Here is a 25,492-nt window from a genome sequence, read left to right as displayed (position 1 = left end):
TGTCTGTCACGCGCCCTTAGCCTTGCTCAGGACGATCCGGAAGTGCCCTTCCCAATCTGGAAGGTTGTCAGGCAACCGGAGTGTGGGGCGCGCTACCGACCATGCCTCAATTACTTGGCGCCAAGAATAGGGGTCGTCGGGCGACAGGTAAACGGGGAATTCTGGCAGAGTCTCACTCATAACTGGGATATTGCTGGCCAAAACAGGCACGCTAAGCGCTGCAGCCTCCAACGGGGGCAATCCGAAACCCTCGGCGAAGCTTGGAAATAGCAAACCGCGCGAACCTTTAAGCAAGGTAGCCAAAGGCCCGTCCTCCAGTGCGGAACGCTCGATCAGAGGATATCCAGCGGCCTTCATCGCATCCAGCCGCTGCAGCACATCGTCATTCCGCCAGCCACGGCGACCAAGAACATAAAGCGCAGGCGTTTCGGGGCTCGGGCCCATGGCCTCCCACACATCCAGTAGCAGATCATGGTTCTTACGCGCCTCAATCGTGCCAAGGATCACGTAATAGGGGCGATCCGGCGTCAGGTCTGCGGGCAAGGCTTCGGGGATCAGAGGCTCGACCCCCAAGGGGGCAATCACCGCCGGTAACCGGTGGCGCAAGTGGCGAGCAAGGTCCTTTTGCGTGGATTCCGCGCTATAGATCACCCGATCTGCATATCGTGCGACGGCGGAAAGCTTGTCGAGGAATACCTCTGGCTGCCCCTTGGCGACATATTGAGGAAAGTCGAGAGGGATCGCATCGTGCAGAAGCACCGAGATCTTCGCGCCCTCAATTTCGCGCAGCGCGCCAAGCGTTGTATCGTCCAAATTGCTATGACCAACATTGAAGACCGAAGTGCCCGCCGGCACATGTTGCCTTAACATCCGCGCCAACCCCGTCCGACGGCACCGCGCCACTGCATTGCGGCGCAGATAGGCCAGCGCCTGACGATACTCTAATGACCCTCTCCGGCGTACTCGGCCTAACGGATCAAGCGCGCCCCAAGGTCGCCCTTCGTCGATGCGGCTCAGAACGTCTGGCCCTGAACCATCGGGCAACAGAAGGTAGCCAAGCGGTGTTTTCACCAGAAGAAACAGGGGAACAGGCTCTGCCGAAAGATGCCGCAGATAGGCCAGTTCGACCCGATCCACACCCGTCAACGCGCCACGGCCGACCCGGCTGATCAACCGGGTCAGGTCAAGAAGCCGCGCAGGCGGGTTACTTGTCGTAGTGGCCGTTCTGGTGCCAGCGCCAGGCATCTTTGATCATCGTCTCCAGGGTCGAGCGGGTCGGCTTCCAACCCAGCTCACTTTGGGCCCGCGAACTGCCAGAGACAAGACACTGCGCGTCACCCGCCCGTCGCGGCCCTTCGACATGAGGAACCGGCCGGTTGGTAACCGATTGGCTGTGGGTCAGAACTTCTCTCACTGAAAATCCGGTCCCGGTGCCAAGGTTGAATACGCGGCTGCCCTTATCCGCGGCCAACCATTCAATTCCCTTCACATGCGCCGCGACCAGATCCATCACATGGACATAGTCGCGAATGCATGTGCCATCGGGCGTATCATAGTCGGTCCCAAAGACGGTCAGCTCTCCGCGCTTCCCCTCGATCGCGTCCAGCATCAGCGGAATCAGATGGGTTTCGGGCTGGTGGAATTCACCAACCTCGCCTTCGGGATCAGCACCGGCCACGTTGAAATACCGGAAGATCACCGATTGCAGACCGTGGCTGAACTCGAAGTCCTTCAGCATATCCTCGATCGCGCGCTTTGAGGCGCCATAGGCGTTCAAAGGCATTTGGGCGCTGTTTTCATCCAGAACCACCCCGTCCTGATCGCCAAAGGTCGCGCAGGTCGAAGAGAACACAAAGTGCTTGCACCCGGCGGCAACGGTCGCCTCGATCAGGTTCAATGACCCCGACACGTTGTTGCGCCAATACATCCCCGGTTCACGCATCGCCTCACCCACCTGGCTAAGGGCCGCGAAGTGCATCACGGCGGCGGGTTGCCACTTGGTAAAGACCTCGTCCAGCCGGGCACGATCCAGCAGGTCGCCGACCTCAAGTGGGCCGAACTTCACCGCCTCTTCCCAGCCGGTCGAGATATTGTCGAAGGTGACAGGCGTATAGCCCGCCGCCTTCAGCACTTTGCAGGCGTGCGAGCCGATATAGCCCGCACCACCGGTCACAAGGATGTTTGTCATGATGGCTTATTGTGCCGCGATATCGGCGATATTCAACTCTTCAAGGAAACCGGCAAGCTCGTCCCGCAGTTCTTTGCGCGCCAGACCAAAGGCAACAGTGGCCTGCAGGAAGCCAGCTTTGGAACCACAGTCATAGCGGCGGCCCTCAAAGCGCAGTCCGTGAACACCTTCACCCAGAATCTCATCCGCGATGGCGTCGGTCAGCTGGATCTCTCCGCCTGCGCCTTCTTTCATCTTGGACAGGTTGTACATGATGCGCGGCGTCAGGATATAACGACCGATCACGGCAAGGTTGGACGGTGCTTCGTCCGCCTTCGGTTTCTCGACCATCCCGCTTACAGTGACACGGTTGCCGTCTTCGCGGCTGTAATCCAGCACACCGTAGGAAGACACGTTCTCGGGCGGAACTTCCATGGCAGCGACCATATTGCCGCCAGTTTCCTGATAGGCCTCAACCATCTGCTGCAAGCAGGGCTTCTCGGCCGCGATCACGTCATCGGGCAGCACGACGGCGAAAGGTTCGTTGCCGATCAGGCGACGGGCGCACCAGACCGCGTGGCCCAGACCAAGAGCGCGCTGCTGGCGGATATAAGCAATCGCGCCAGAGGGCATGTTGGTGTCTTCAAGGATGTCCAACAGCTTGGTTTTACCCTTGCTGCGCAGTTCGGCCTCTAGTGCTGGGGCGCTGTCGAAATAATCCTCAAGCGCGGATTTCCCTCGCGCGGTGACAAAGATGAATTCTTCAATCCCGGCGGCGCGGCATTCGTCGATCGCGTATTGGATCAGCGGACGGTCCACCAGGGTCATGATTTCTTTCGGCACCGATTTGGTTGCTGGCAAGAACCGCGTTCCAAGCCCTGCTACCGGGAAAATTGCCTTGCGTACCGTTCGCGTCATCGGTTTCAGCCTTTGTACTTTCGTCATGTCTAAGCCCTTCCTCGTAACAGAGCGCCGTGCACGGGGAAGGTCGTTCCCTTCATTCCCGCATAGCTCGCCTTGCATTTCAACCCCGCGCGCCTGATTTCCTCGCAGTTGCAGAAATTTTACGCACTCTCAGTCCGAGAAGTTTTCAGCCACTCGGGTAATTTCTTTCTTAAGCCGAGAGGAAAAGCCTGTCATTTGGGCAAGCGGATTGGTGCGACCTGTCCGTCCGAATAGGCCACCTGTCTGAATCCACAGGCCATCAGGGGTGAAGAAACGTCGATGGTACAAGGTCGAGGAGCTGAACAGGAACAGGCTGACGGGTGTGTCGTCCAAAGCCAATGGCCGTGCCTCTTCCAGCTTTGCGCGACGCTGCCAGACACGCCCACCCAGATAGGTCGGGGCCTTGGGTGTATGGCTGACGAAGGGCAGGAATTCGGGCAGATCGGGCCACGCTGTCTGAACCGGGACCAAAGCGTGGCTTGATCCCTCGGACACGCCCTTGTCATAGTCCTTCATCAGCCGCGTCACGTCTTCTGGTCCGATGGGTCCGGTTTGCATCATCCGCAAAAGCCGCTGCCGGTGACACGCCCGCAATCGAGCAAGGGCTGAAGTATCCCCAGCATGACGACGCAGAAAGATGGCTTCGCTTTTCCCAATCTGCGCCAGGCTGCGGGGTACGCGGCCCTGCCCCCTTTGCGCGTTCGGTGCCCCGGCATGATGAACCTGAGCCGATGGGGTCGGCACGACAAGTTGCCCCGCCTTCGCCAAGCGCTGCGTCAGGTCTGTTTCATCAAGGTAGTAAGCAAAACTGGGATCAAACCCGCCAAGGTCGCGCAGGATATCCGCGCGAAACGCCATATTGGTACCCATGACAGTCGGCACCCCACGATCCCAGATCAGATCGTCGGTCACAGCGCCGCCGGTCCACTCGAAAGAGATTCCATTGCTGGAGCGCACCCAGCCACCAGTGCCCGCGGCACCAGTGGCCTTCAGGCCCGCGACCAGCCGCCCCAACCACGGGGGGTCGGCAATCGCGTCGTCATCTAGAAAGGCGATGATCTCTCCGGCCGCGGCGGAAATGCCCTGATTGCGGGCGATGGACAGGCCGCCCTCTGCCTGATCCAAAAGCTTCATCTGGTCGTGGAAAGGCAAGTCGTGGACCGCCTTAGCCCCTTGGGCACAGGCCACGACAATCACCTCGAACGGTCGGTAAGTCTGAAATCGGAGCGCTTTAAGGCAAAGCGCCAATGCCTCGGGGCGGCCGTGGCTTGCGACCACTACACTGACCCGAGGCGTGTCGTTCATTCCAATCCCATCTCGGCCAGCATGGCCTCGATCCGTGGGACGTCTTCGGGGTTGTTCAGCTCCCAGAACTGGCGACCCCGTGCTTCGACCTCGACGCACAGAACCGGGCGCTCACGCTCCAGAAAGCGCAACTGCTCCAGCCCTTCCAATTGCTCCAGCGGGCCACTGTCCCAACGGGGATAGGCGGCAAGCGCCGACGGGCGGTAAGCATAGACGCCAACGTGGTGGAACACCGGCGTCGGCTCGTCATCGGCATAGTTTTTGCCGGTGTAAGGGATAACCTCTTTCGAGAAATACAGCGCCTTGCGATCATACCCGAAGACGGCCGTCGTTCCGCCCACGCGGCCCGCGCGGCGGTCGGCAAGAAGGGCCGTCAGCATTTCGCCTTCACACCGCAGAACCGGGGTCGCGACCTCGGCCACGGCATCATTGCGCAGGCCTTCGACAAGGTCTTCGACGAACCAAGCGGGCGTCAGTGGGGCATCCCCTTGCAGGTTGACCACAACATCGAAACCACCGCCCAGCTTGTCGAACGCTTCGGCGCAACGCTCTGTACCGTTCGCACATTCGGTAGAGGTCATCACGACCTCGGCCCCGAACGCCTCTGCCGCGTCCTTGATCCGATCATCATCCGTCGCAACCACCACGCGCGGGTTTCCGGCGACCTCTAAGGCGGCGCGCCAGGACCGTTCGATCAGGCTCATGGTTTTGCCGGTCGCGCCAGTCAGATCAACCAAGGGCTTGCCCGGATAGCGGGTCGAGGCGAAACGGGCGGGGATGACAATCAGGAAGGACATCAGGCCTCTTTCAGTTCCACACCGGGGGCGGTGACAATGAAGAACGGGTTTTCGTAGATCGGCTTGCCGTAGGTCAGTGGCGTGTGGTCGTCAAACCGCAAGACCTGACCACCAGCCCCCAGAACCACGGCGTGGCCTGCGGCGGTGTCCCATTCCATCGTGCGGCCCAGTCGCGGATAGAAATCGGCCTCACCCGTCGCAACCAGACAGAACTTCAGCGACGAGCCCGCGCTGATCGATTCCTTGGTCGCATACTGGTTTATATAGTCTTCCGTCGCCTGATCGCGGTGCGACTTCGACGCGACGATGGTCAGTGCGGAATTGTCCGGGGTCGAAACGTTGATCGGGGTGGTTTCTCCGACGGTCTCTAACGCCAGATCGCCGCTTTCCTCGACAGAAGACCCGTCAGCCAGCGTATAGAACAGGCGATCCTTGGCAGGGGCATAGACCACACCGCGCGTCGGCGTGCCGTTTTCGACATAGGCGATGTTCACCGTAAACTCGCCGCGGCGTTTTACGAATTCCTTTGTTCCGTCTAGCGGGTCCACAATCAGGAAGGTGTCAGCCTGCTGAGAATGGCTGTCAGCTTGTTCCTCTGTCACGATCAGCGTGTCGGGGAACGCCGCCTTCAACGCGGCAGAGATCAACGCGTCGGCGGCCTCGTCGGCTTCGGTCACAGGGCTTTCGTCAGACTTGGTTTTCACCTCGAAATCGTCGGAGTTGTAGATCTCCATGATCTTTGCGCCTGCCTCCAGCGCCGTGCGGCGCATGACCGTGGCCAGTTTGTCGTAGTCCAAATCGATCTCCTTCGCAGCGCGTGGCTGACATTGTAAGACTTCAGCAATGCTCTTATGCTTTGCTGAATGTCATACAGCAAGACGTGTCACAGGCAACCGGGATACACATTTAGGTAGATGATCGAGCACGACGCACAACCTAAGACGAAGCTTGGCGGAGCTTTCAATACGCTGCGGCTGATCCATGTCACGACCGCGCAGGCCGTTCGCGCCAAGTATCACCACCCGGCGACCGGGATCATTATATCAATGATCCAGACCCTGATTATGATCTTGCTTTTCGTGTTCGTCATCTCTGCCCTGCGGGGCAAAGGGGGCGGTCTGGATCGAACCTCTCCGGTAAATGGGGGTGACATCATCACCTTTGTTATGTCTGGGGTATTTCTGTTCCGCGCGCACAACAGTGCAATTCAGGCGATCTTCAGTTCACCCGGGGTGAACTCTCCACTGACAAATCACCAACCGATCAATTCGACGATCCTACTGATCAGTGCCGGATTGGGGGAGTTGTATACCCAACTTCTGGGGATGAGCTTTATTCTGGCGGTCTATCACTGCGCTTGGAAGCCGCTGAACTTCGATAACTTCATCGGGTTTTTCATATTCTTCCTGTTGGGATGGTTTGCTGGCGTCGGCATCGGATTGTTTGCCAAGGCGATGCAACCTTGGGCACCACGGATCATCGGGATTGCCCAGACACTGTATCAACGGATCAACATGTTCAGTTCCGGTAAGATGTTTCTGGCAAATTCGCTGCCCGGCGACCGGCGGGCGCTTTTTGATTGGAACCCACTGTTCCATGCCATTGATCAGGCACGCGGAGAGGCGTTTTTAAACTACACACCGCGCTATACCAACTGGGAATACCCGCTGATACTGGCGCTGGTGATGCTGACCATCGGCTTTATCGGAGAGTTCTACACCCGACAGCAGGTGTCACTCAGCTGGGGTGCCACGCGCTGATTACCGAACAACGCGAAGTGTCAGGTTGATGCGGCCACCCTTGGGCAGCAGGGTAGAGCTTTGCGGCCGGATGCGATCGACACCGTGATAGATCAGACGGGCATCACCGCCCATCACCACCACGTCGCCAGATTTCAGCCAGACGCTCTCGGTGGATCCGCCTCGGGTCACGTTGCCGATCCTGAACATCCCTTCATCACCCAACGAAACCGAGACAACCGGATAGTCGAAGCTGGCCTCATCCTTATCCTGATGCAGCCCCATGCGGGCGCCTTCCTGATAAAAGTTGATCAGGCAGCAATCGGGCTGGGTTTCTGTTCCCGAAACCAAATCCCAGATTGCCAGAACAGAAGCGGGGATCGGCGGCCAGCCCACGCCGCTTGGATGGCGCGGCTCGTACCGATATCCGGACCTGTCCGAAACCCACCCGCAGCTTCCGGCCGAGGTCATACGAACGCTCATCGGCTTGCCATAGGGCGTCATGGGCGAAAACAGTGGTGCGGCCCGAATGACCTCGCGCAGATCAGCCACCAGCGCCTCTTGCGCCGGGCGATTCAGCAACTGCTGGTACAGTTCTACCCCTCTGATCGTCAGATCAGGTGCCGTTTCCGTTTCTTTCCCTGATTTTTTCAACCCGAAACCTCATTTTCCTTCCGGAGTCCAACTTGCAGCCTCGTGGACCCCTCCTTATATACGCCGAGAAGCATTGCCGGGGAGGCCTCCGGCGCAAATTTTGGGATCGGTATCTGGCACGCCTTATCAGGGTCTGGATGCCACATCATCGCCGAAGAAGAGGTAAGTATTATGGCCAAAGTCATCGGGATCGACCTGGGGACCACCAACTCTTGTGTTGCAATCATGGACGGCTCGCAGCCCCGCGTTATCGAGAACGCGGAAGGTGCGCGTACCACGCCGTCGATCGTCGCCTTCAAGGATGAAGAGCGTCTGGTCGGCCAGCCTGCAAAACGTCAGGCGGTCACCAACCCTGAAAACACCATTTTCGCTGTGAAGCGTCTGATCGGCCGTCGTGCTGACGATCCGGCAGTCGAGAAGGATAAGAAGATCGTCCCTTACGCCATCGTAGACGGCGGTAACGGCGACGCATGGGTCGAAGTGAAGGGTGAGAAGTACTCCCCTGCTCAGATCTCTGCCTTCACCCTGCAGAAGATGAAAGAAACCGCCGAGTCCTATCTTGGCGAAGACGTGACCCAAGCGGTCATCACCGTTCCGGCCTATTTCAACGACGCACAGCGTCAGGCGACCAAAGACGCCGGTAAGATTGCTGGTCTGGAAGTTCTGCGGATCATCAACGAACCGACCGCTGCGGCGCTGGCCTATGGTCTGGACAAGCAAGAAACCCAAACCATCGCGGTCTATGACCTTGGTGGTGGTACTTTCGACGTGACCATTCTGGAAATCGACGACGGCCTGTTCGAAGTAAAGTCGACCAACGGCGACACCTTCCTGGGTGGCGAAGACTTCGACATGCGCATCGTTCAGTATCTGGCTGACGAGTTCAAGAAAGAGAACGGCGTCGACCTGACCGCTGACAAGATGGCTTTGCAGCGTCTGAAAGAAGCCGCCGAGAAAGCCAAGATCGAGCTGTCCTCGAGCCAGCAGACCGAGATCAACCAGCCGTTCATCGCCATGGACCCCAACAGCGGCACGCCGCTGCACATGGTCATGAAGCTGACCCGCGCCAAGCTGGAAAGCCTGGTAAGCGACCTGATCAAGCGTTCGATCAAACCGTGCCAAGCGGCGCTGAAAGACGCAGGCGTTTCGACCGACGAGATCGACGAAGTTGTTCTGGTTGGCGGCATGACCCGTATGCCGAAGGTCATCGAAGAAGTAACCAAGTTCTTCGGTAAAGAGCCGAACAAAGGCGTGAACCCGGACGAAGTTGTTGCCATGGGTGCAGCCATTCAGGCCGGCGTTCTGCAGGGCGACGTCAAAGACGTTGTTCTTCTGGACGTGACCCCGCTGTCCCTGGGTATCGAAACCCTGGGCGGTGTCTTCACTCGCCTGATCGACCGCAACACCACCATCCCGACCAAGAAGTCTCAGGTCTTCTCGACCGCCGAAGACAACCAGAACGCCGTGACCCTGCGCGTGTTCCAGGGTGAGCGCGAGATGGCAGCCGACAACAAACTGCTTGGTCAGTTCAACCTTGAAGAAATCCCGCCAGCACCGCGCGGCCTGCCGCAGATCGAGGTCACCTTCGACATCGACGCCAATGGCATCGTTTCGGTTGCGGCCAAGGATAAAGGCACCGGCAAAGAACAGTCGATCACCATCCAAGCCTCTGGCGGTCTGTCCGAGGAAGAGATCGAACAGATGGTCAACGAAGCCGAAGCCAACGCCGAGGCCGACAAAGAGCGTAAAGAGCTGGTCGAAGCCAAGAACCAAGCGGAAAGCCTGATCCACTCGACCGAGAAGTCGATGGAAGAGCATTCCGACAAGGTCGACCCGACCACCATCGAAGCCATCGAACTGGCTATCGCGGCTCTGAAAGACGATCTGGAGAAAGACGACGCCGGCAAGATCAAAGGCGGCATCCAGAACGTAATGGAAGCCTCGATGAAGCTGGGCGAAGCCATCTACAAGTCGCAGCAGGAAGCCACCGGTCAAACCGATCCTGAGTTCGACGGCGAAGAAGGCCCGCAGGGCGTGGACGATGACATCGTCGATGCCGACTTCGAGGACCTGGACGACGCTGACAAGCGTTAAGCGCAACCTTAACCAAGGGGCCGGTCCGATCACAGGATCGGCCCTTTGCGTTCTTACCTAGGGAGACCCCATGGCAAAGCGCGATTATTACGAGGTTCTGGGTGCCAGTAAGGGCGCGACGGCGGATGAGCTGAAGAAAGCCTATCGCCGCAAGGCCAAGGAACTCCATCCCGACCGGAACTCGGACAACCCGGATGCTGAAGCCCAGTTCAAAGAAGTGAACGAGGCTTATGACATCCTGAAGGACGAAGAAAAGAAAGCGGCCTATGACCGTTTCGGCCATGCCGCGTTCGAAGGCGGTACAGGCGCGGGCGCTGGTCGTGGCCATGGTCACGGCGACTTTGGCTCTGCCTTCTCGGACGTTTTCGACGATCTCTTCGGTGACTTCATGGGCGGCGGTCGCGGTGGCGGGCGTCAACGCGCGCAGCGCGGCTCAGACCTGCGCTATAACCTGCGCGTGACCTTGGAAGAGGCGTTCAACGGCGCCCAAAAGACCATCTCGGTCCCCGGCTCATCGCCCTGCGACAGCTGCAACGGCAGCGGGTCTGAAAGCGGTTCGGAACCATCGACCTGTCCGACATGTTCGGGCATGGGCAAGGTCCGTGCGCAGCAAGGCTTTTTCACCGTCGAACGCACCTGCCCAACCTGTTCAGGCATCGGCCACATCATCCAGAACCCCTGTAAGTCCTGCGGTGGTGAGGGGCGTGTACACAAGGAACGCTCGCTGTCCGTCAACATCCCGGCGGGTGTTGAAACCGGTACACGTATCCGTCTGGCGGGCGAAGGCGAGGCTGGTATGCGCGGTGGCCCGCAAGGCGACCTGTACATCTTCGTCAATGTCTCGGATCACCAGATCTTTGAACGGGACGGTGTGAACCTGTTCTGCCGCGTCCCTGTTTCGATGGTCAGCGCCACCCTTGGCGGCGACATCGAGGTCCCGACGATCGACGGCGGTCGCAGCCGGGTCAAGGTGCCCGGTGGCAGCCAATCCGGCAAACAGATGCGCTTGCGTGGCAAGGGCATGCCTGCCCTGCGTGGTGGCGGCGTCGGCGATATGTATATCGAACTGGCCGTGGAAACCCCGGTCAACCTGACCGGCAAACAGAAAGAGCTGCTGCGCGAGTTCGAAGCGCTCAGCGAAAACAACAGCCCCGAAAGCTCTAACTTCTTCTCGAAGGTCAAAAGCTTCTGGGACGGGATGACCAGCTGATCGGTTAACCCCCTGTTCACCATGATTTGCAAGGGTCGGCCTATGAGCCGGCCCGATGCATTTTCAGACCAGCCTTTACCACTTTTCGAAGGCGAAATTGCCGCCCCCAAACTGAAGCAGGGGGAGCGGCTTCCCTCTTACATCCGCGATCACCGCAAAAGACTGCGCCAGCGTTTCATGGAAGGTGGCGCACAGGCGATGCCGGATTACGAGATGTTGGAACTGGTCTTGTTCCGCGCCATCCCCCGGCAAGATGTGAAACCTTTGACACGGCTACTTCTGGACCGGTTCGGCGACTTCAACCGGGTGCTCTCGGCCCCCGAACACCGGTTGAAAGAGGTCAAAGGCGTCGGTGACACGGTGATATGCGAGCTGAAGATCGTCGAGGCCGCAGCGCAACGTCTGGCGCGGTCCAAGGTGTTGCAGCGCCACGTGGTATCAGGCTGGGACGCGCTGCTGGATTATTGCCACACCACCATGGCCCACCGAGAGACAGAGCAATTCCGGGTCCTGTACCTTGACCGCAAGAACGTGCTGATCGCCGATGAAGAACAGGCTCAGGGCACCGTTGATCACGTGCCGGTCTATCCCCGCGAAGTGGTGAAACGGGCGTTGGAACTGAACGCCTCGGCCATCATTCTGGTGCACAATCACCCGTCGGGCGATCCCACGCCGTCTGGTGCCGACATCGACATGACCCGCCAAATCGACGAGGCCGCGCAGGCGCTTGGGTTAACGCTGCACGACCACCTGATTATCGGGAAATCTCAGGAACTAAGCTTCCGCGCGGACGGCTACCTTTGAATCGAGTTAAGAAAGGTACTTCCAACCAGACCAATGGGTTCGGGTTTCAGGAAAATCTTTCTCAATAGCTTGATATGTCACCTTAAAATGCTGAGCGCACTCACAGAGCACCTCTTCACCAAGCGATAGCTTCTTCTTCGCGACGTTGGATCGAACTTTCACGAAATCCGGACGATCTGAAATCTCTAGAAAATCCTGAAGTCTTTGCTGTTCCGGTCGCGAAAAAAGCGTCTCATAAATGAAGACTGCCATCTGTTCCCGGTTAACTGCCATCTGCTCCCGGTTAAAAGACTCACGCATCGTGGATAACGTCTGCTCATAGCGGGTCCGAAAGGTGGCATGTGAAGAAACAAAGTAGTCGCGGAAGGCTTGGTCATGATCATCGTCACACAAGACTCCTTCTTGGCTCTTCCCCGCCCTCAGGCGTCCGTGGTTCATGTTGAACGCCGAGACACACCTGCTGACCGGGTCTCTCATTATGAAAATTGCTGAAAAATCGATCCCGCTGGCGGCAAACCGACTTTCAATATTCTTTAGTGTTTTCGAAGACAGGCCACTGTACGAGGGGGTAATATCTGCCGCCAACCCACCTTCCTGAAGTAAGGCGGAAAAGTAGTCAAAGTAGAACCCTTCGGTATTTTGCATCGACCAAAGCAGCCGATGCCGTCTTGAAGCGAAGAGTTTCTTTCTTACCAGACAATTGCGTTGCTCTGGAATCTCAAGGGCATCCCAAACATGAAGCTCCTTTTGGGTCAGCTTGCCAACTTTGTAATGCTCTTCAGCTCTCAGTCGCGCGGATAGCCACGATGTTCCCGCCTTCTGAGCTCCGATTCCCAAGACAAACTGCTTCTTCATTTCGGCCAACGACAAAAATGGGAACCTGCAGGAATCGCGCCGATGAGGCCGGGAAAGAACATCAGTTGACTAGATCTTGCCGTGGCAATGCTTGAACTTCTTGCCTGATCCGCAGGGGCAGACATCGTTCCGGCTTGGGTTGCCCCATGTCGTTTGGTCATTCTCGTCAAAGCCCGGGGCCGCGTCTCCTGCCGGAGCTGCGGTCGCCTGCGCCGCCATCTGTGCGACCATTGCTTGCTGTTCTTCCTCTGTCAGCATCCGCACCTGACCCAGCTTCTGGGTCACGTCAGTACGCAGGCTGTCCAGCATGCTTTCAAACAGGGCAAAGCTTTCCTGCTTGTACTCGTTCAGCGGATCGCGCTGTGCATAGCCACGGAACCCGATGACCGAACGCAGGTGTTCCAGCGTCAGCAGGTGCTCGCGCCATTTCTCGTCGATGATCTGCAGAAGGATCTGCTTCTCGACATTGCGCATCCGCTCGGAACCGAAATCGACAGCCTTCTTCGCCATCGCCTCATCCGACGCTTTGTACAGGCGCTCCGCGATGTCATCATCGTCGACCCCCTCTTCAGCGGCCCAGTCTTTCACGGCGGTTTCGATGTTCAGCTTTTCGCGGATCGCTTCATCCAGACCGTCGATATCCCACTGGTCTGCATAGGATTTCTCGGGGATGAACTGATCAACCAGATCGTCGATCACGTGGTGACGCATGTCGGTGACCATTTCCGAGACATCCTCGGATTCCATGATCTCGCGGCGTTGGCCAAAGACCACTTTCCGCTGGTCGTTCATCACGTCGTCGAACTTCAGCAGCTGTTTCCGGATGTCAAAGTTGCGGCCTTCGACCTTGGCTTGCGCGCGCTCCAGCGACTTGTTCACCCACGGGTGTTCGATGGATTCGCCCTCTTCCAGACCAAGCGTGGTCAGGACCTTTTCAAGACGGTCGGACCCGAAGATGCGCATCAGGTCGTCTTCGAGGCTTAGGAAGAAGACAGAGCGACCCGGGTCACCCTGACGGCCGGAACGGCCACGCAGCTGGTTGTCGATACGACGGGATTCGTGACGCTCTGTCGCCAGAACGAACAGGCCACCGGCCTCTAGCACTTTTTCCTTCTCGCCCGCGTGTTCGGCTTCGATCTTCTCGCGCAGCTCTTCGGGATCGGCTTCGGGGTCCGCGTTCAGCGCCTCCATCACCTTCATCTCGACGTTGCCGCCCAGCTGAATGTCGGTCCCGCGGCCCGCCATGTTGGTCGCGATGGTCACAGAGCCCAGACGACCGGCGTCTGCAACGATCTGCGCTTCCTGCTCGTGGTGACGGGCGTTCAGAACGTTATGCTTCACGCCAGCTTGTTTCAGCAGGTTGCTAAGCACTTCGGATTTCTCGATCGAGGTCGTACCCACAAGGATCGGCTGGCCGTTCTCGTTGGCATTTTTGATCTCTTCGACGATGGCCTGGTATTTTTCCTGCGCCGAGCGATAGACCTTGTCGTTCTGGTCTTCGCGCGCGATCGGGCGGTTGGTCGGCACTTCGACCACACCAAGACCATAGATTTCCTGGAATTCTTCCTGCTCGGTCAGGGCCGTCCCGGTCATACCAGCCAGCTTTTCATAAAGACGGAAGTAGTTCTGGAAAGTGACCGAGGCCAGCGTGACGTTCTCGGGCTTGATCGAAACGCGCTCTTTGGCTTCGATCGCCTGATGCAGGCCCTCGTTCAGGCGGCGCCCCGACATCATACGGCCGGTGAATTCGTCGATCAGAACAACTTCGTCATTCTTGACGATGTAGTCCTTGTCACGGGTGAACAGCTTGTGCGCACGCAGACCTTGGGTCGCGTGGTGCACGATCGTGGTGCTTTCGGGATCGTACAGCGACTGGCCCTCGGGCAGGATGCCAACCTCGTGCAGACGCGCCTCAAGGAAATCGTTGCCTTCCTCGGTGAAGGTCACGCTGCGGCTTTTCTCGTCCAGATCAAAGTGCTCTTCGGTGACTTCGGGGATGATCTGGTCGATCGCGATATACAGTTCCGACCGGTCGTCAGCAGGGCCAGAGATGATCAGCGGCGTCCGTGCCTCGTCAATCAGGATCGAATCGACCTCGTCCACGATCGCATAGTGATGCGGACGCTGCGCCATGTCGGCCAGCGACGAGCGCATGTTGTCGCGCAGATAGTCGAAGCCAAGCTCGTTGTTGGTCGCATAGGTGATGTCGGCCTGATAGGACGCCTTTTTTTCGTCCTCGGGCTGCTGCGGATAGATCACGCCAGTGGTCAGACCCAGCGCACCATAGACCTTACCCATCCAGTCGCTGTCACGCTTGGCCAGATAGTCGTTCACGGTAACGATGTGCACGCCCTTGCCGGTCAGCGCATTCAGATAGGCCGGGAAGGTCGCCACAAGGGTTTTACCCTCACCGGTTTTCATTTCCGAGATATTGCCCTCGTGCAGGAAGATCCCGCCCAGAAGCTGGGTATCAAAGGCACGCAGGCCCAGCGCCCGCTTCGCGGCCTCGCGGCAGTTTGCAAAGGCTTCGGGCAGCAGCGATTCAAGGCTTTCGCCACCCTTGGCGCGTTCCTGAAACTCGTGCGTCTTGGCAATGATGCCCTCGTCGCTCAGGGCTTCGAACTCTGGTTCCAGCGCGTTGATCTCGTCAACGATCTTACGGGTCGCTTTGACCTTGCGATCATTTGGGGTGCCAAAAACGGATTTGGCGAGTGTTCCTAGGCCCAGCATATTCTCTCCGATCGGACGCGACTGACGGCTTCTTTATCTGCGCTCTCTTGTCCTGATTCACGTGGACCCTTAGGTAGGTTCAGGAAAATAGTTCAAGCTCGGGCGCAAACTAACCCAAAGCGATGTAAGCGCCTGTCTATAGAGTGTCAACGCCGCCCCCCTGTCGGGCGGAAAAAGGAGTGGCCTATATGCCAAATCCCCTGAAATTCCTCGCTGTGCCTGCCGCGGTTTGCCTGATGGCCGTCCCTGCCTTGTCGCAGGACGCAGAAACGGCGACAGCCACACCTGATATCAGCATGGTCGTTGCCACTGTGGGTGAGACCGAAATCACCTTGGGCCACATGATCCTGTCCGCGGCGCAACTGCCGCAGAACTATCGCAACCTGCCAGATGACGTGCTGTACGAGGCGGTTCTGGACCAGTTGATCCGGGAAGAGGCCGTCGCCCAGACCTCGGCCGAGGATCTGTCGGTCGTCGCGCGTCTGGTGATTGAAAACCAAACCCGCGCGCTGCGCGCCGGTGAGGCCCTGTCGAAGGTCTCTGAGGGCATTGTCACCGACGAGAAAGTGCAGGCTCTTTATGATCAGCGCTTCGCCAACGTCGCGCCCGAGCCAGAGTTCAACGCCTCGCATATTCTGGTCGAAACCGAAGAAGAAGCCAAAGCACTGGTTGAAGAGCTGAGCGGCGGCGCCGATTTCGCAGAACTGGCAAAAGAGAAATCCACCGGCCCTTCTGGTCCGAATGGCGGCCAACTGGGTTGGTTCGGCAAAGGCATGATGGTTCAGCCGTTCGAAGCGGCCGTGATCGCGATGGAAAAAGACGCGATTTCTGCGCCGGTTCAGACCCAGTTCGGCTGGCACGTGATCAAGCTGAACGACACCCGCGATACCCCCGTGCCGACGCTGGACGAAATGCGCGACCAACTGGCTGCCGAGGTAGAGCAAGCCGCTGTCGAAGACGCGGTTGAAGACATCGCCGCCTCTGCGACTGTGACCCGAGTCTCTGCACAAGAGATTGACCCTGCCGCCATTCGTAATATGGAATTGCTGCAGAACTAATCAGGAGCGTCCCGCATGGCCAAGGACAGTGATACCCCGAAATCCGAGATCAAGAAGCTGAAGAAAAAGCTGCGCAAGTTGCGTGGCAAGCTGAAGGATCTGCGCAAGGAAACCTCGGCGAAACCGGCACCCCAAGTGTCGCCCTTGGCCCCGACAGAATTCCCGGAGCTTCCGCCACTGGCGGGGGTTCAGTTCAGCGCGCTTGCGGCAGGGGTGAAATACCAAGGCCGCAAAGATGTGATGCTGGCCAAACTGGATGCGGGCTCGACCGTCGCGGGCGTGTTCACACGCTCTGCCACGCGGTCTGCCAACGTTCTGGATTGCGAAGCCAAGATCGGGATCGACAGCAGCGAAGGCGCGGCGATCATCGTGAACTCTGGCAACTCGAACGCCTTTACGGGCAGTGCCGGAGACGGCTCTGTCGCCGCCATCTGCGAGGCCGTTGCCTCGGCCACCGGTCTTCCGGCAGAACGGGTCTTTACCTCTTCGACCGGTGTGATCGGCGTGCGTCTGCCGCATGATCGCATCACCTCGAAAGTGCAGGACTTGGTCGACACCCTGTCCCCTGACGGGATCATGGGCGCCGCAGAGGCGATCATGACCACCGACACTTTCGCCAAACTGTCGACAACAGAGGTCGATCTGGACGGCACCAAGGTGCGCATCAACGGCATCGCCAAAGGCTCTGGCATGATCGCGCCGGATATGGCGACAATGCTGGTCTATATCTTCACCGATGCCGCCGTGGACCGTGAACCGCTGCAGGCGATGCTGTCGCGCCTGACCGATGCGACCTTCAACTCGATCACCGTGGATGGCGATACTTCGACCTCTGACACGTTGCTGATGGCCGCAACAGGCCAAAGCGGGGCGACCCCGATCACCTCGCTTGACGACCCACACGCCGCCGCGTTCGAGGCCGGTCTGCGCACCGTCATGATGGACCTTGCGCATCTGGTGGTGAAAGACGGTGAAGGCGCCACGAAGTTCTTCGAGGTCTCGGTCACCGGGGCCGCAGACGATGCCGACGCCCGTCTTGTGGCGATGGCCACGGCAAACTCGCCTCTGGTGAAAACCGCGATCGCTGGCGAAGACCCGAACTGGGGCCGCATCGTCATGGCGATCGGCAAGTCCGGCGCCAAGGCAGACCGTGACGAGATCACCATCCGTTTCGGCGATATCCTTGTCGCCGAGAAGGGCTGGGTCGCGCAAAGCTATACCGAAGAGGCCGGTGCCGCCTACATGAAACAGCCGGAACTGGTCATCAACGTTGACCTTGGCCTTGGCGATGGCGCGGCAAAGGCATGGAGCTGTGACTTCACCAAACGCTACATCGAGATCAACGCGGACTATCGCTCATGAAAACGGTTCTGGTGTCAGCGGTTGCGCTGATCGACGTCGACGGGCGGGTGCTGTTGGCACAACGCCCCGAAGGCAAGTCGATGGCCGGCCTGTGGGAGTTTCCCGGTGGCAAGGTCGAGTTGGGCGAAACCCCCGAACACGCTCTGATCCGCGAGCTGCACGAAGAGCTGGGGATCGACACATGGCAAAGCTGCCTTGCGCCCCTGACCTTCGCCAGCCACAGCTATGACGACTTTCACCTGCTGATGCCGTTGTTTGCCTGCCGCAAGTGGGAGGGCACCCCCATGCCCAAGGAAGGGCAAACCCTGAAATGGGTCGCCCCCAAGGCGCTGCGTGACTATCCGATGCCGCCCGCCGATATCCCGCTGATCCCGATCCTGCGTGACTGGCTATAATCCACGCCGGAATTGGTCGGGCGTCTGTCCTGTCCATTTTCGGAAGGCCCTATAAAAGGCGCTCGGCTCGGAAAACCCCAACTCTGTTGCGATGTCTTCAACGGGTTGAGACGTCTCTTTCAGCAAGGCTCTGGCACGGCTGCGGCGCAAGGTATCCTTGATATCCTGATACGAGGTCCCCTGTTGCGCCAGATTGCGCCGCAGGGTCGGCACGCTGGTCTTCAACTGCGCGGCAAGTTCATGAAAGCGGGGCCAGTCCCGCGGAGGCGTGGCCCGTAAAATCCGTGTGACTTCCCCCTGAAAGCCGGTGTCATGCACATAGCCGACAAGGATGTTCGCAGGCGCTTTGCGCAGAAACCCCTTTAGCTCGCGTTCGGTCCGGGACAGGGCAATATCCAGATGTCGGGCATCAAACGCCAGCAGGCTTTGGCTTGCGTCGAACTGCACCGGAGCCCCGAAGAACTGGCGATAGTCCTCGTATTGCACGGGCTCTGGGCAGGCGAAATCGACCCGCAGCAGTGGCAACCTGCGCCCGGCCAGCCAGCAGGTCAGCCCATGCACGATGATCCAATAGGTACGATAGGCAAAGGCCGACCGATCCCGCGCATGGTCCGTCAATCGAATGACCGCCTGCCCGTCCTCGACCGTCAGACGCCCATAGGGTTCATCCAGCACCACGGCCATGAACTTCAGAATACGCTTCAGCGCGACCCGCAGGGTGGGGGCGCTAAGGGTGGATTGGCTCATTAACGCAAAGGCCCCGGGTCGCATCGGGCGGTCGCCCAGACAGAAGAACTCATCCCCCATCTCAACCGCCAAGGCCCGCCATAACTGCCCGAACTCTTCGGCGCTGTAATGACCCTTGGGCGGAAACCGCATTCCCACCGCGGCCATCAAAGCCGCCGTATCCACACCCGCCCGGACCGCGCAGCCCAACGCCTCGGTCACGAAATCGGCGGAGATGGGTTTCTTTGTCATGGGCCTGATACTTGCAAAATCGCTCATAGAATTGAGGCGAATTATCATCACTTGCAAGTCACTTCTGCCGTAGACTGATCCAAAATCACCGGTATCAAGGAGGCAACATGGATATCCGTGATCGCGTATTCATCGTGACAGGCGCAGCGTCAGGTTTGGGCGCAGCCGTAACAGAGGCTTTGGTGGCCGAGGGCGCTAAAGTCGTCATCGCCGACATCAACGCACCGGCCGAGATGGCAGAAAACACCGTTTTCCAGAAAACCGACGTCACGTCGGCCGAGGATGCACAGGCCTGTGTCGACGCGGCCGTGTCGACCTTTGGTGCCCTGCACGGTCTGGTCAACTGCGCCGGGATCGCGCCGGGTGAGAAGATCAACGGTCGCAAAGGCCCCCATGCGCTGGAAACCTTTGCCCGTGCGATCAACATCAACCTGGTCGGCACGTTCAACATGCTGCGCCTCGCGGCAGAGGCCATCGCCAAGAACGAACCGGGCGAGGACGAAGAGCGCGGCGTGATCATCAACACCGCCTCTATTGCCGCCTTTGACGGCCAGATCGGGCAAGCGGCCTATGCGGCCTCGAAAGGGGGCGTCGCCAGCCTGACCCTGCCGGCGGCCCGTGAGCTGGCCTCGTCCGGCATTCGCGTCATGACCATCGCGCCGGGCATCTTTGGCACACCGATGTTGGCTGGCCTGCCGCAAGAGGTTCAGGACAGCCTTGGCGCCAGCGTGCCCTTCCCGGCACGGCTTGGAAATCCTGCAGAATATGCTTCACTGGCCAAGCACATCATCACCAACCGCATGCTGAACGGCGAGGTCATCCGCGTCGACGGCGCCCTGCGCATGGCCCCCAAATAGGGAAAGGGACGAACATGTCTGCATCTGATCCGATTGTCATCGTTGGCTCTGCCCGTACGCCCATGGGCGGGTTCGACGGAGATTTCAAAACTGTCCCCGCCGCTGATCTGGGCGCCGCCGCGATTGCGGCTGCGGTGGATCGCGCGGGCCTTTCCCCCGACCAGATCGACGAGGTTGTCATGGGCTGCGTCCTCCCCGCAGGCCAAGGCCAGGCCCCGGCACGGCAGGCTTCGCTAGGTGCGGGCCTGCCGCTGTCGGCTGGCGCCACGACGATCAACAAGATGTGCGGCTCTGGCATGCGGGCGGCGATGTTCGCCCACGACATGATCCTTGCGGGGTCGACCGACATCATGGTCGCCGGCGGCATGGAAAGCATGACCCGAGCGCCTTACCTGCTGGACCGCGCGCGCGGCGGCTATCGTCTGGGCCACGGCAAGGTCATGGACCACATGTTCCTTGACGGGTTGGAGGACGCCTATGACCGCGGCCGCCTGATGGGCACCTTCGCCGAAGACTGCGCCGAAAGCTATCAGTTCACTCGCGAAGCGCAGGACGACTATGCCATCGCTTCGTTGGAACGCGCGTCGAAAGCGATCACCGACCGAACCTTCGAAGCCGAGATCGTGCCGGTAGAGGTCAAAACCCGCACGGCCCGCACTGTGGTTGACGATGAACAGCCCCTAAAGGCCCGTCTGGACAAGATCCGCCAGTTGAAGCCCGCCTTCCGCGATGGCGGCACGGTGACGCCTGCAAACTCTAGCTCGATTTCGGACGGCGGGGCGGCGCTGGTTCTGATGCGCGCTTCCGAGGCCGAAAAGCGGGGGCTGACACCCATCGCCCGCATCCTTGGCCACGCGACCCATGCGGATAAACCGAACCTGTTCCCGACAGCGCCCATCGGTTCTATCGAAAAACTAGAGCAGAAGATCGGCCTGTCGCGATCTGACTTTGACCTGTTCGAGATCAACGAGGCCTTCGCCGTCGTCGCCATGGCCGCGATGAAGTCGCTGGACCTGCCGCATGACAAGGTCAACGTCCACGGCGGCGCCTGTGCTCTTGGCCATCCCATCGGCGCGTCTGGCGCGCGGATCATGGTGACCCTGTTGGCAGCCCTTCAGAAATACGACCTGAAACGAGGCATGGCCTCGCTTTGCATCGGGGGTGGCGAGGCCACCGCCATTGCCGTTGAACTTATGAACTGATCCCTTTTCGGCGGGCGTTCAACGCGCCCGCCAGACCTTGTATTTCAGAATCCGGGCTCGTTCTATAGGGCCTTCCAAGGCTGTACCGGTCGCACCCCGGCAGACGTTCGCGACCAGTTGCTGAACTGATTCACCAGAAACACTCACCACAGCCTGGCGCCCTTCGATATACGGTTGGCACGATCCGCGCGTGAAATTCTCTGGGTTTGTCGTATAGTCCACTCAACGAAGGCGAAAAGAACAAGGATCAGGACCATAACCAACACCTCAGTGCTCCAACCGCGCGGCTTAAATCCTCGCGCATCTTTCCCTTCCCAAAACGTCTGCTTCTGAAGGATCCCGCTATGTTCACGATCGACACCTCAAAACCCGTCATGGTGACCGGGGCCACTGGTTATGTGGCTGGCTGGATCGTCAAAGGCCTGCTTGAAGCCGGGGCCACTGTTCACGCCCCTGTTCGCAACCCGGATGATGCCGCAAAGGTGAAACACCTGACCGAAATTGCAGAGGCCTCTTCTGGCACTTTGAAACTGTTCGCGGCTGATCTGCTGGCAGAGGGCTCGTACGCCGAAGCGATGGACGGCTGCGCAACTGTGTTCCACACAGCCTCGCCCTTTAACATCAACGTGAAGGACCCCCAGAAGGATCTGATTGAGCCTGCAGTCAAAGGCACCGAAAACATTCTGGAACAGGCCAACAAGACCCCGTCAGTCGAACGCGTAGTCCTGACCTCGTCCTGTGCCGCGATCTATGGCGACACGATCGACTGCGCCAATGCGCCGAGTGGTCGTTTGGACGAAAGCGTCTGGAACACCTCTTCATCGATCAATCACAACGCCTACAGCTATTCCAAAACGCTGGCCGAGAAGGCAGCGTGGAAAATCGCCGAAGCGCAAAGTCAGTGGAAACTGGTCGTCATCAACCCCAGCCTTGTAATCGGTCCGGCGCTGCAGGACAGGCCGACATCGGAAAGCTTTAATATATTGCGTCAGATGGGCGACGGCTCCATGAAAACGGGTGCGCCGAAATGGGGCATTGGCGTTGTCGATGTACGCGACCTTGCGCAGGCGCATCTGGCTGCTGGATTCCTCCCTCAGGCTAACGGGCGCAACATAATCTCGGCGCATGAGACAACCTTGTTCGACATGTCGCAAGAACTGCGTGACACCTTTGGCGCCGACTACCCTATCCCGACCCGCCCAATTCCCAAGTGGTTGGCCTGGCTGATCGGCCCAATGGTCGGCGACGGCGTCACCCGCAAAGCTGTCGAGCGCAATGTGAACGTGCCCTTCCGGGCCGACAATTCCAAAGCCTTGAAAGAGCTTGGCCTGTCCTATCGGCCCCTGCGTACATCAATGGAAGAGATGTTCCAGCAGATGATCGACTCAGGCCAGCTCAGGAAGGTCTGATCAGGAAACGGGCGTGCCGGGAACATCGGTTCCGGCCACCCTTGCGGCGGCGTGCTGCCCGGCCCAAAGGCCCGTCGCCAGACAGCCGGTCAGAAGGTACCCGCCGGTTGGCGCCTCCCAGTCCAGCATCTCTCCGGCGCAAAAGACACCGGGGCGGCTGGTCAACATCAGACCTGCGTCCAACCCGTCCCAAGACACACCGCCCGCGACCGAGATCGCCTCGTCCATCGGACGCGGTCCTTGCAGAGGGACAGGCAGGTGCTTCAGGCGCGCCACCAGGTCTTCGCCTTCTGGCAAAGGACGGGCGAATTCCTGCAACAGCGCAATGCGCACCGGATCAAGCCGCAAGGCCTTGCGCAGATGGTTCGACATGCTGGCCTTACCGCGCGGACGCGAAAGGCGGGCGGCAACTTGATCGGATGTCAGATCCGGCAACAGGTCCAGCGCCAGCGTCGCGCCTTCACGCAGGGGTTTCGAGATTGCGTAGATCCCGCCGCCCTCTAGCCCGCGTTCCGAGATGACAAACTCACCGCGATGGGCCTTGCCATCCACCAGCAGGGCTGCGGCTTTGACCGGCTGGCCAAAGTGTTTCTGCATGTGCGGGGACCAGTTGACCCGGAACCCCATGTTGGCCGATTGAAACTGCGCAATCGGCGCGCCCGCCAGATGATCGACCCAAACCCCGTCTGATCCCAACCGCGCCCAGCTTGCCCCGCCAAGCGCCAGCACTGTCACCTTCGGGCGCAGGGTCTGCCGACCGTCTGGCGTATCGAACAGGGCCTCGGCCCCATCCCAGCCCTGCCAACGCCAGCGGGTGTGCACCGTTACGCCAAGCCCATCCAGCCGACCCATCCACGCCCGCAGCAGGGGCGAGGCCTTCATCACCTTGGGAAAGACGCGGCCCGTGGATCCGGTAAACACCTCTTGCCCCAGATCGCGGGCCCAGTCCTGCACCTGCTTGGGGCCAAAAGCGTTTAGCATCGGAAGTAAAGGGCTTGCCGGATCAAACGCGGTGCAGAACGCATCGAAAGGCTCGTCCTTGGTCAGGTTCAGCCCTGATTTGCCCGCCATCAGGAACTTGCGACCGACCGAAGGCTTGGCCTCGGCCACGACGACCTTTCGGCCCGCTTTGGCCAAAGCCTCGGCCGCCATCAGCCCGGCGGGGCCTGCACCAATGACAAGCGCGTCGGTCAAGACGTTGCCTGCGGCGGCGTGCCTTTGAATTCGACCACGCGATGCGGATAGGGGATTTCGATATTGTTCTCTTTCAGGGCATTCCAGATGGCAAACAGCACTTTCGGCGTGAACTTGTTCTGGCCGTCGTCGATCCCTTCGACCCAGAACTCCACCGCAAAATCGATACCGCTGTCACCGAAGCCACGCAGTTCACAGTCGGGGCCATCAGGCTCTTGCAACACGAAATCCAGCTTGCCCACAGCGGTCTCGATGATCTCGGGAAGCTTGTTGATGTCGGTGTCATAGCTGACCGAGAACGGTGCCTCGTACCGGTTGGCACTGCCCGCATCGGAATAGTTCACGACACGCGTGGTGATGAAATCCTCGTTCGGGACGACGATCCACCGACCGTCGAAGGTCTCCAGAATGGTCGCGCGAGAGGTCATCTTCACGATCGTCCCGGCTTCGCCCCCGTCCAGCTCGACATAATCACCGACAGTGGCCTGCCCTTCCAGCAGCAGAATGATCCCCGAAATGAAGTTCGACGCGATCTTTTGCAGGCCAAAACCCAGACCAACACCAATCGCACCACCCAGAACCGCAAGGGTCGACAGGTTGATGCCCATGATGTTCATCAGCAACAGGAAGGCGACGCCGAAAATTGCGATCTCGCTGGCCTTGATCGCCAGTTCGCGCGTCGCGGGGCGCATCTGGTCCTGCGATTTGAGGTAAGAGGCGGATTGGTCGTTCGACCAGCGGCCCAGCCAGAACAGGATGCCACCCGCCACCGCGCCACGTATCAGCGCCATCAACGAAATGGTGATATTGCCCAAGGTGAACTTCAGCGAGTTCAGATAGGCGATCAACGGCTCCATCAGGCCAACGGCGTAGACAGCGGCCAAGGGCAACGCGACGTAGCGGCCCAAAAGCTTGAGGAATCCGTCGTTCAGGATGTCTTTGACCAGAATGCGGACCGCAAGGAACATGAACACCCGTTTGCCAAAGGCGATTACTGCACCTGTTTCAAAGATCGACCGGACAATCCCCTCACCGATCCCGGTGAAGACATAGGCCAGAAGCGGCATCAACAGGGGCAGGAACTGCAACAGGAACCGACGGCTGCGGGCAATGAAATGCGTCTGTTCTTCGGGCGGGGTCAGCCATTTGGAAATAATGGGCGAGGCCCGGCGCGTCAGCAAAAGTGCCGCGATGAACGCCACAACCAGCAACCCGAACTGCGACCAGGCGGCGGGGCTGGTCAGCCACTCTAGCGCGATCTCTTTACCTTGCTCGGCAAAGCCCAGCGCTTTCTGAATGATTTCAGGTTGGTTTTCCATCGAACAGAACCTCCTTGCCAGCCAGTGGGCCCACATCACTTATTAGGACGGGTGTTACACCCGAAACCGACTATCGCAAGAGTTCACCACCAGATGCCACAGGAAAACTTGCCTGCCTGCCCCCTTTGCGGCCGCCCGATTCCGCCCGAGGCCAAGCAAAGCCTGCATCACCTTATTCCGCGGCTGCGCGGCGGCAAGGGCGGGCCAACGGTCCTGCTGCACCAGATCTGCCACAACGAGATTCACGCCACCCTGACCGAAACGGAACTCGCCCGGGACTTTCATACGATCGAGGCGCTTCAAGCACATCCAAGGTTGGCCAAATTCATAAAGTGGGTGCAGAAACGCCCCCCGGCGTTTCATTCGAAAACCCCCGGGAAACGCCGCCAACGTTGAGCCAGATCACACCAGCCCAGAA

23 protein-coding genes are annotated in these 25,492 nt (G+C 59.3%); 11 read left to right on the top strand and 12 right to left on the bottom strand.

Annotated elements, in window-relative coordinates:
* Positions 1–6 precede the first annotated feature (6 nt).
* The 6 genes from CLM58_RS02975 to cysQ all read right to left on the bottom strand — a co-directional run bounded on the left by CLM58_RS02975 (position 7) and on the right by cysQ (position 6,011).
* On the bottom strand, positions 7–1,245 hold the full coding sequence (locus CLM58_RS02975; RefSeq protein WP_095594407.1) for a glycosyltransferase family 4 protein: 1,239 nt from the start codon (positions 1,243–1,245) through the stop codon (positions 7–9).
* Positions 1,205–2,188 carry a UDP-glucose 4-epimerase GalE gene (gene galE / locus CLM58_RS02970; RefSeq protein WP_095594406.1) on the bottom strand — a complete coding sequence of 328 codons (984 nt, stop codon included), beginning with the start codon at positions 2,186–2,188 and terminating at the stop codon, positions 1,205–1,207. The genes CLM58_RS02975 and galE overlap by 41 nt, the downstream gene beginning before the upstream one ends.
* Before the next feature lie 6 nt (positions 2,189–2,194).
* Positions 2,195–3,085, bottom strand: a complete 891-nt coding sequence (gene galU / locus CLM58_RS02965) for a UTP--glucose-1-phosphate uridylyltransferase GalU (RefSeq protein WP_095594405.1) — start codon at positions 3,083–3,085, stop codon at positions 2,195–2,197.
* A gap of 156 nt (positions 3,086–3,241) precedes the next feature.
* Positions 3,242–4,417, bottom strand: coding sequence for a glycosyltransferase family 2 protein (locus CLM58_RS02960; protein ID WP_095594404.1), 1,176 nt, complete (start codon positions 4,415–4,417; stop codon positions 3,242–3,244).
* Complete coding sequence (locus tag CLM58_RS02955; protein WP_095594403.1) at positions 4,414–5,214, bottom strand: 3-deoxy-manno-octulosonate cytidylyltransferase family protein; 801 nt, start codon at positions 5,212–5,214, stop codon at positions 4,414–4,416. Before CLM58_RS02955 ends, CLM58_RS02960 begins: the two co-directional genes overlap by 4 nt.
* Complete coding sequence (cysQ, locus tag CLM58_RS02950; protein ID WP_095594402.1) at positions 5,214–6,011, bottom strand: 3'(2'),5'-bisphosphate nucleotidase CysQ; 798 nt, start codon at positions 6,009–6,011, stop codon at positions 5,214–5,216. The genes CLM58_RS02955 and cysQ overlap by 1 nt, the downstream gene beginning before the upstream one ends.
* Before the next feature lie 117 nt (positions 6,012–6,128).
* On the opposite strand from cysQ, the gene CLM58_RS02945 reads away from it, so the two are divergent.
* Entirely contained in the window at positions 6,129–6,974 is an 846-nt protein-coding gene (locus tag CLM58_RS02945; RefSeq protein ID WP_095594401.1) for an ABC transporter permease, read from the top strand.
* Here CLM58_RS02945 and CLM58_RS02940 read toward each other — a convergent pair whose 3' ends face one another.
* Entirely contained in the window at positions 6,975–7,568 is a 594-nt protein-coding gene (locus tag CLM58_RS02940; protein WP_373286813.1) for an alpha-ketoglutarate-dependent dioxygenase AlkB family protein, read from the bottom strand.
* Between the two features lie 210 nt (positions 7,569–7,778).
* Between CLM58_RS02940 and dnaK the strand changes: the two genes are divergently transcribed.
* The 3 genes from dnaK to radC all read left to right on the top strand — a co-directional run bounded on the left by dnaK (position 7,779) and on the right by radC (position 11,715).
* A complete protein-coding gene (gene dnaK, locus CLM58_RS02935; protein ID WP_095594400.1) occupies positions 7,779–9,701 on the top strand; it encodes a molecular chaperone DnaK in 1,923 nt (640 codons plus the stop codon).
* A 70-nt stretch (positions 9,702–9,771) separates the two neighbouring features.
* The gene (gene dnaJ / locus CLM58_RS02930; protein ID WP_095594399.1) at positions 9,772–10,911 is read left to right on the top strand and encodes a molecular chaperone DnaJ; all 1,140 of its coding nucleotides are present in this window, start codon (positions 9,772–9,774) and stop codon (positions 10,909–10,911) included.
* 42 nt (positions 10,912–10,953) lie between these two features.
* Positions 10,954–11,715, top strand: a complete 762-nt coding sequence (radC, locus tag CLM58_RS02925; RefSeq protein WP_095594398.1) for a RadC family protein — start codon at positions 10,954–10,956, stop codon at positions 11,713–11,715.
* 6 nt (positions 11,716–11,721) lie between these two features.
* On the opposite strand, the gene CLM58_RS02920 is transcribed toward radC, so the two are convergent.
* Positions 11,722–12,570: a sulfotransferase domain-containing protein gene (locus CLM58_RS02920; RefSeq protein ID WP_095594397.1), complete on the bottom strand. Its 849-nt coding sequence runs from the start codon at positions 12,568–12,570 to the stop codon at positions 11,722–11,724.
* A 69-nt stretch (positions 12,571–12,639) separates the two neighbouring features.
* Positions 12,640–15,300 (bottom strand): preprotein translocase subunit SecA, encoded by a 2,661-nt coding sequence (gene secA, locus CLM58_RS02915; protein ID WP_095594396.1) that lies wholly within the window; start codon positions 15,298–15,300, stop codon positions 12,640–12,642.
* Between the two features lie 188 nt (positions 15,301–15,488).
* On the opposite strand from secA, the gene CLM58_RS02910 reads away from it, so the two are divergent.
* From CLM58_RS02910 to mutT, 3 genes are read left to right on the top strand one after another with little or no spacing between them, the layout of a single operon-like run.
* Positions 15,489–16,358, top strand: a complete 870-nt coding sequence (locus tag CLM58_RS02910; RefSeq protein ID WP_095594395.1) for a peptidylprolyl isomerase — start codon at positions 15,489–15,491, stop codon at positions 16,356–16,358.
* 15 nt (positions 16,359–16,373) lie between these two features.
* Positions 16,374–17,720 (top strand): bifunctional glutamate N-acetyltransferase/amino-acid acetyltransferase ArgJ, encoded by a 1,347-nt coding sequence (argJ, locus tag CLM58_RS02905; protein ID WP_095594394.1) that lies wholly within the window; start codon positions 16,374–16,376, stop codon positions 17,718–17,720.
* Positions 17,717–18,115, top strand: a complete 399-nt coding sequence (mutT, locus tag CLM58_RS02900; RefSeq protein WP_095594393.1) for an 8-oxo-dGTP diphosphatase MutT — start codon at positions 17,717–17,719, stop codon at positions 18,113–18,115. The genes argJ and mutT overlap by 4 nt, the downstream gene beginning before the upstream one ends.
* On the opposite strand, the gene CLM58_RS02895 is transcribed toward mutT, so the two are convergent.
* Positions 18,110–19,093, bottom strand: coding sequence for an AraC family transcriptional regulator (locus tag CLM58_RS02895; protein WP_095594392.1), 984 nt, complete (start codon positions 19,091–19,093; stop codon positions 18,110–18,112). The two genes, mutT and CLM58_RS02895, sit on opposite strands and share 6 nt — an antisense overlap.
* A gap of 107 nt (positions 19,094–19,200) precedes the next feature.
* Here CLM58_RS02895 and CLM58_RS02890 point away from each other — a divergent pair, with 107 nt between their 5' ends.
* The 3 genes from CLM58_RS02890 to CLM58_RS02880 all read left to right on the top strand — a co-directional run bounded on the left by CLM58_RS02890 (position 19,201) and on the right by CLM58_RS02880 (position 22,561).
* Entirely contained in the window at positions 19,201–19,950 is a 750-nt protein-coding gene (locus CLM58_RS02890; protein ID WP_095594391.1) for a 3-hydroxyacyl-CoA dehydrogenase, read from the top strand.
* A 14-nt stretch (positions 19,951–19,964) separates the two neighbouring features.
* Entirely contained in the window at positions 19,965–21,152 is a 1,188-nt protein-coding gene (locus CLM58_RS02885; protein ID WP_095594390.1) for an acetyl-CoA C-acyltransferase, read from the top strand.
* A gap of 344 nt (positions 21,153–21,496) precedes the next feature.
* Complete coding sequence (locus tag CLM58_RS02880) at positions 21,497–22,561, top strand: NAD-dependent epimerase/dehydratase family protein (RefSeq protein WP_095594389.1); 1,065 nt, start codon at positions 21,497–21,499, stop codon at positions 22,559–22,561.
* Here the strand turns inward: CLM58_RS02880 and CLM58_RS02875 are convergent, their stop codons facing one another.
* Together CLM58_RS02875 and CLM58_RS02870 are read right to left on the bottom strand one after the other, a co-directional pair.
* The gene (locus CLM58_RS02875; protein ID WP_095594388.1) at positions 22,562–23,755 is read right to left on the bottom strand and encodes a TIGR03862 family flavoprotein; all 1,194 of its coding nucleotides are present in this window, start codon (positions 23,753–23,755) and stop codon (positions 22,562–22,564) included. It abuts the gene before it with no gap.
* Positions 23,752–25,074 (bottom strand): mechanosensitive ion channel family protein, encoded by a 1,323-nt coding sequence (locus tag CLM58_RS02870; protein ID WP_095594387.1) that lies wholly within the window; start codon positions 25,072–25,074, stop codon positions 23,752–23,754. The genes CLM58_RS02875 and CLM58_RS02870 overlap by 4 nt, the downstream gene beginning before the upstream one ends.
* A gap of 93 nt (positions 25,075–25,167) precedes the next feature.
* Here CLM58_RS02870 and CLM58_RS02865 point away from each other — a divergent pair, with 93 nt between their 5' ends.
* On the top strand, positions 25,168–25,470 hold the full coding sequence (locus CLM58_RS02865; protein ID WP_095594386.1) for an HNH endonuclease: 303 nt from the start codon (positions 25,168–25,170) through the stop codon (positions 25,468–25,470).
* Positions 25,471–25,492: the final 22 nt, after the last annotated feature.

Source organism: Actibacterium pelagium, assembly GCF_002285415.1.
Classification (GTDB): Bacteria; Pseudomonadota; Alphaproteobacteria; order Rhodobacterales; family Rhodobacteraceae; genus Actibacterium_B; species Actibacterium_B pelagium.
Note: the sequence above shows the minus strand (reverse complement) of the source record. Positions and strands in the feature narration are given on the sequence as shown.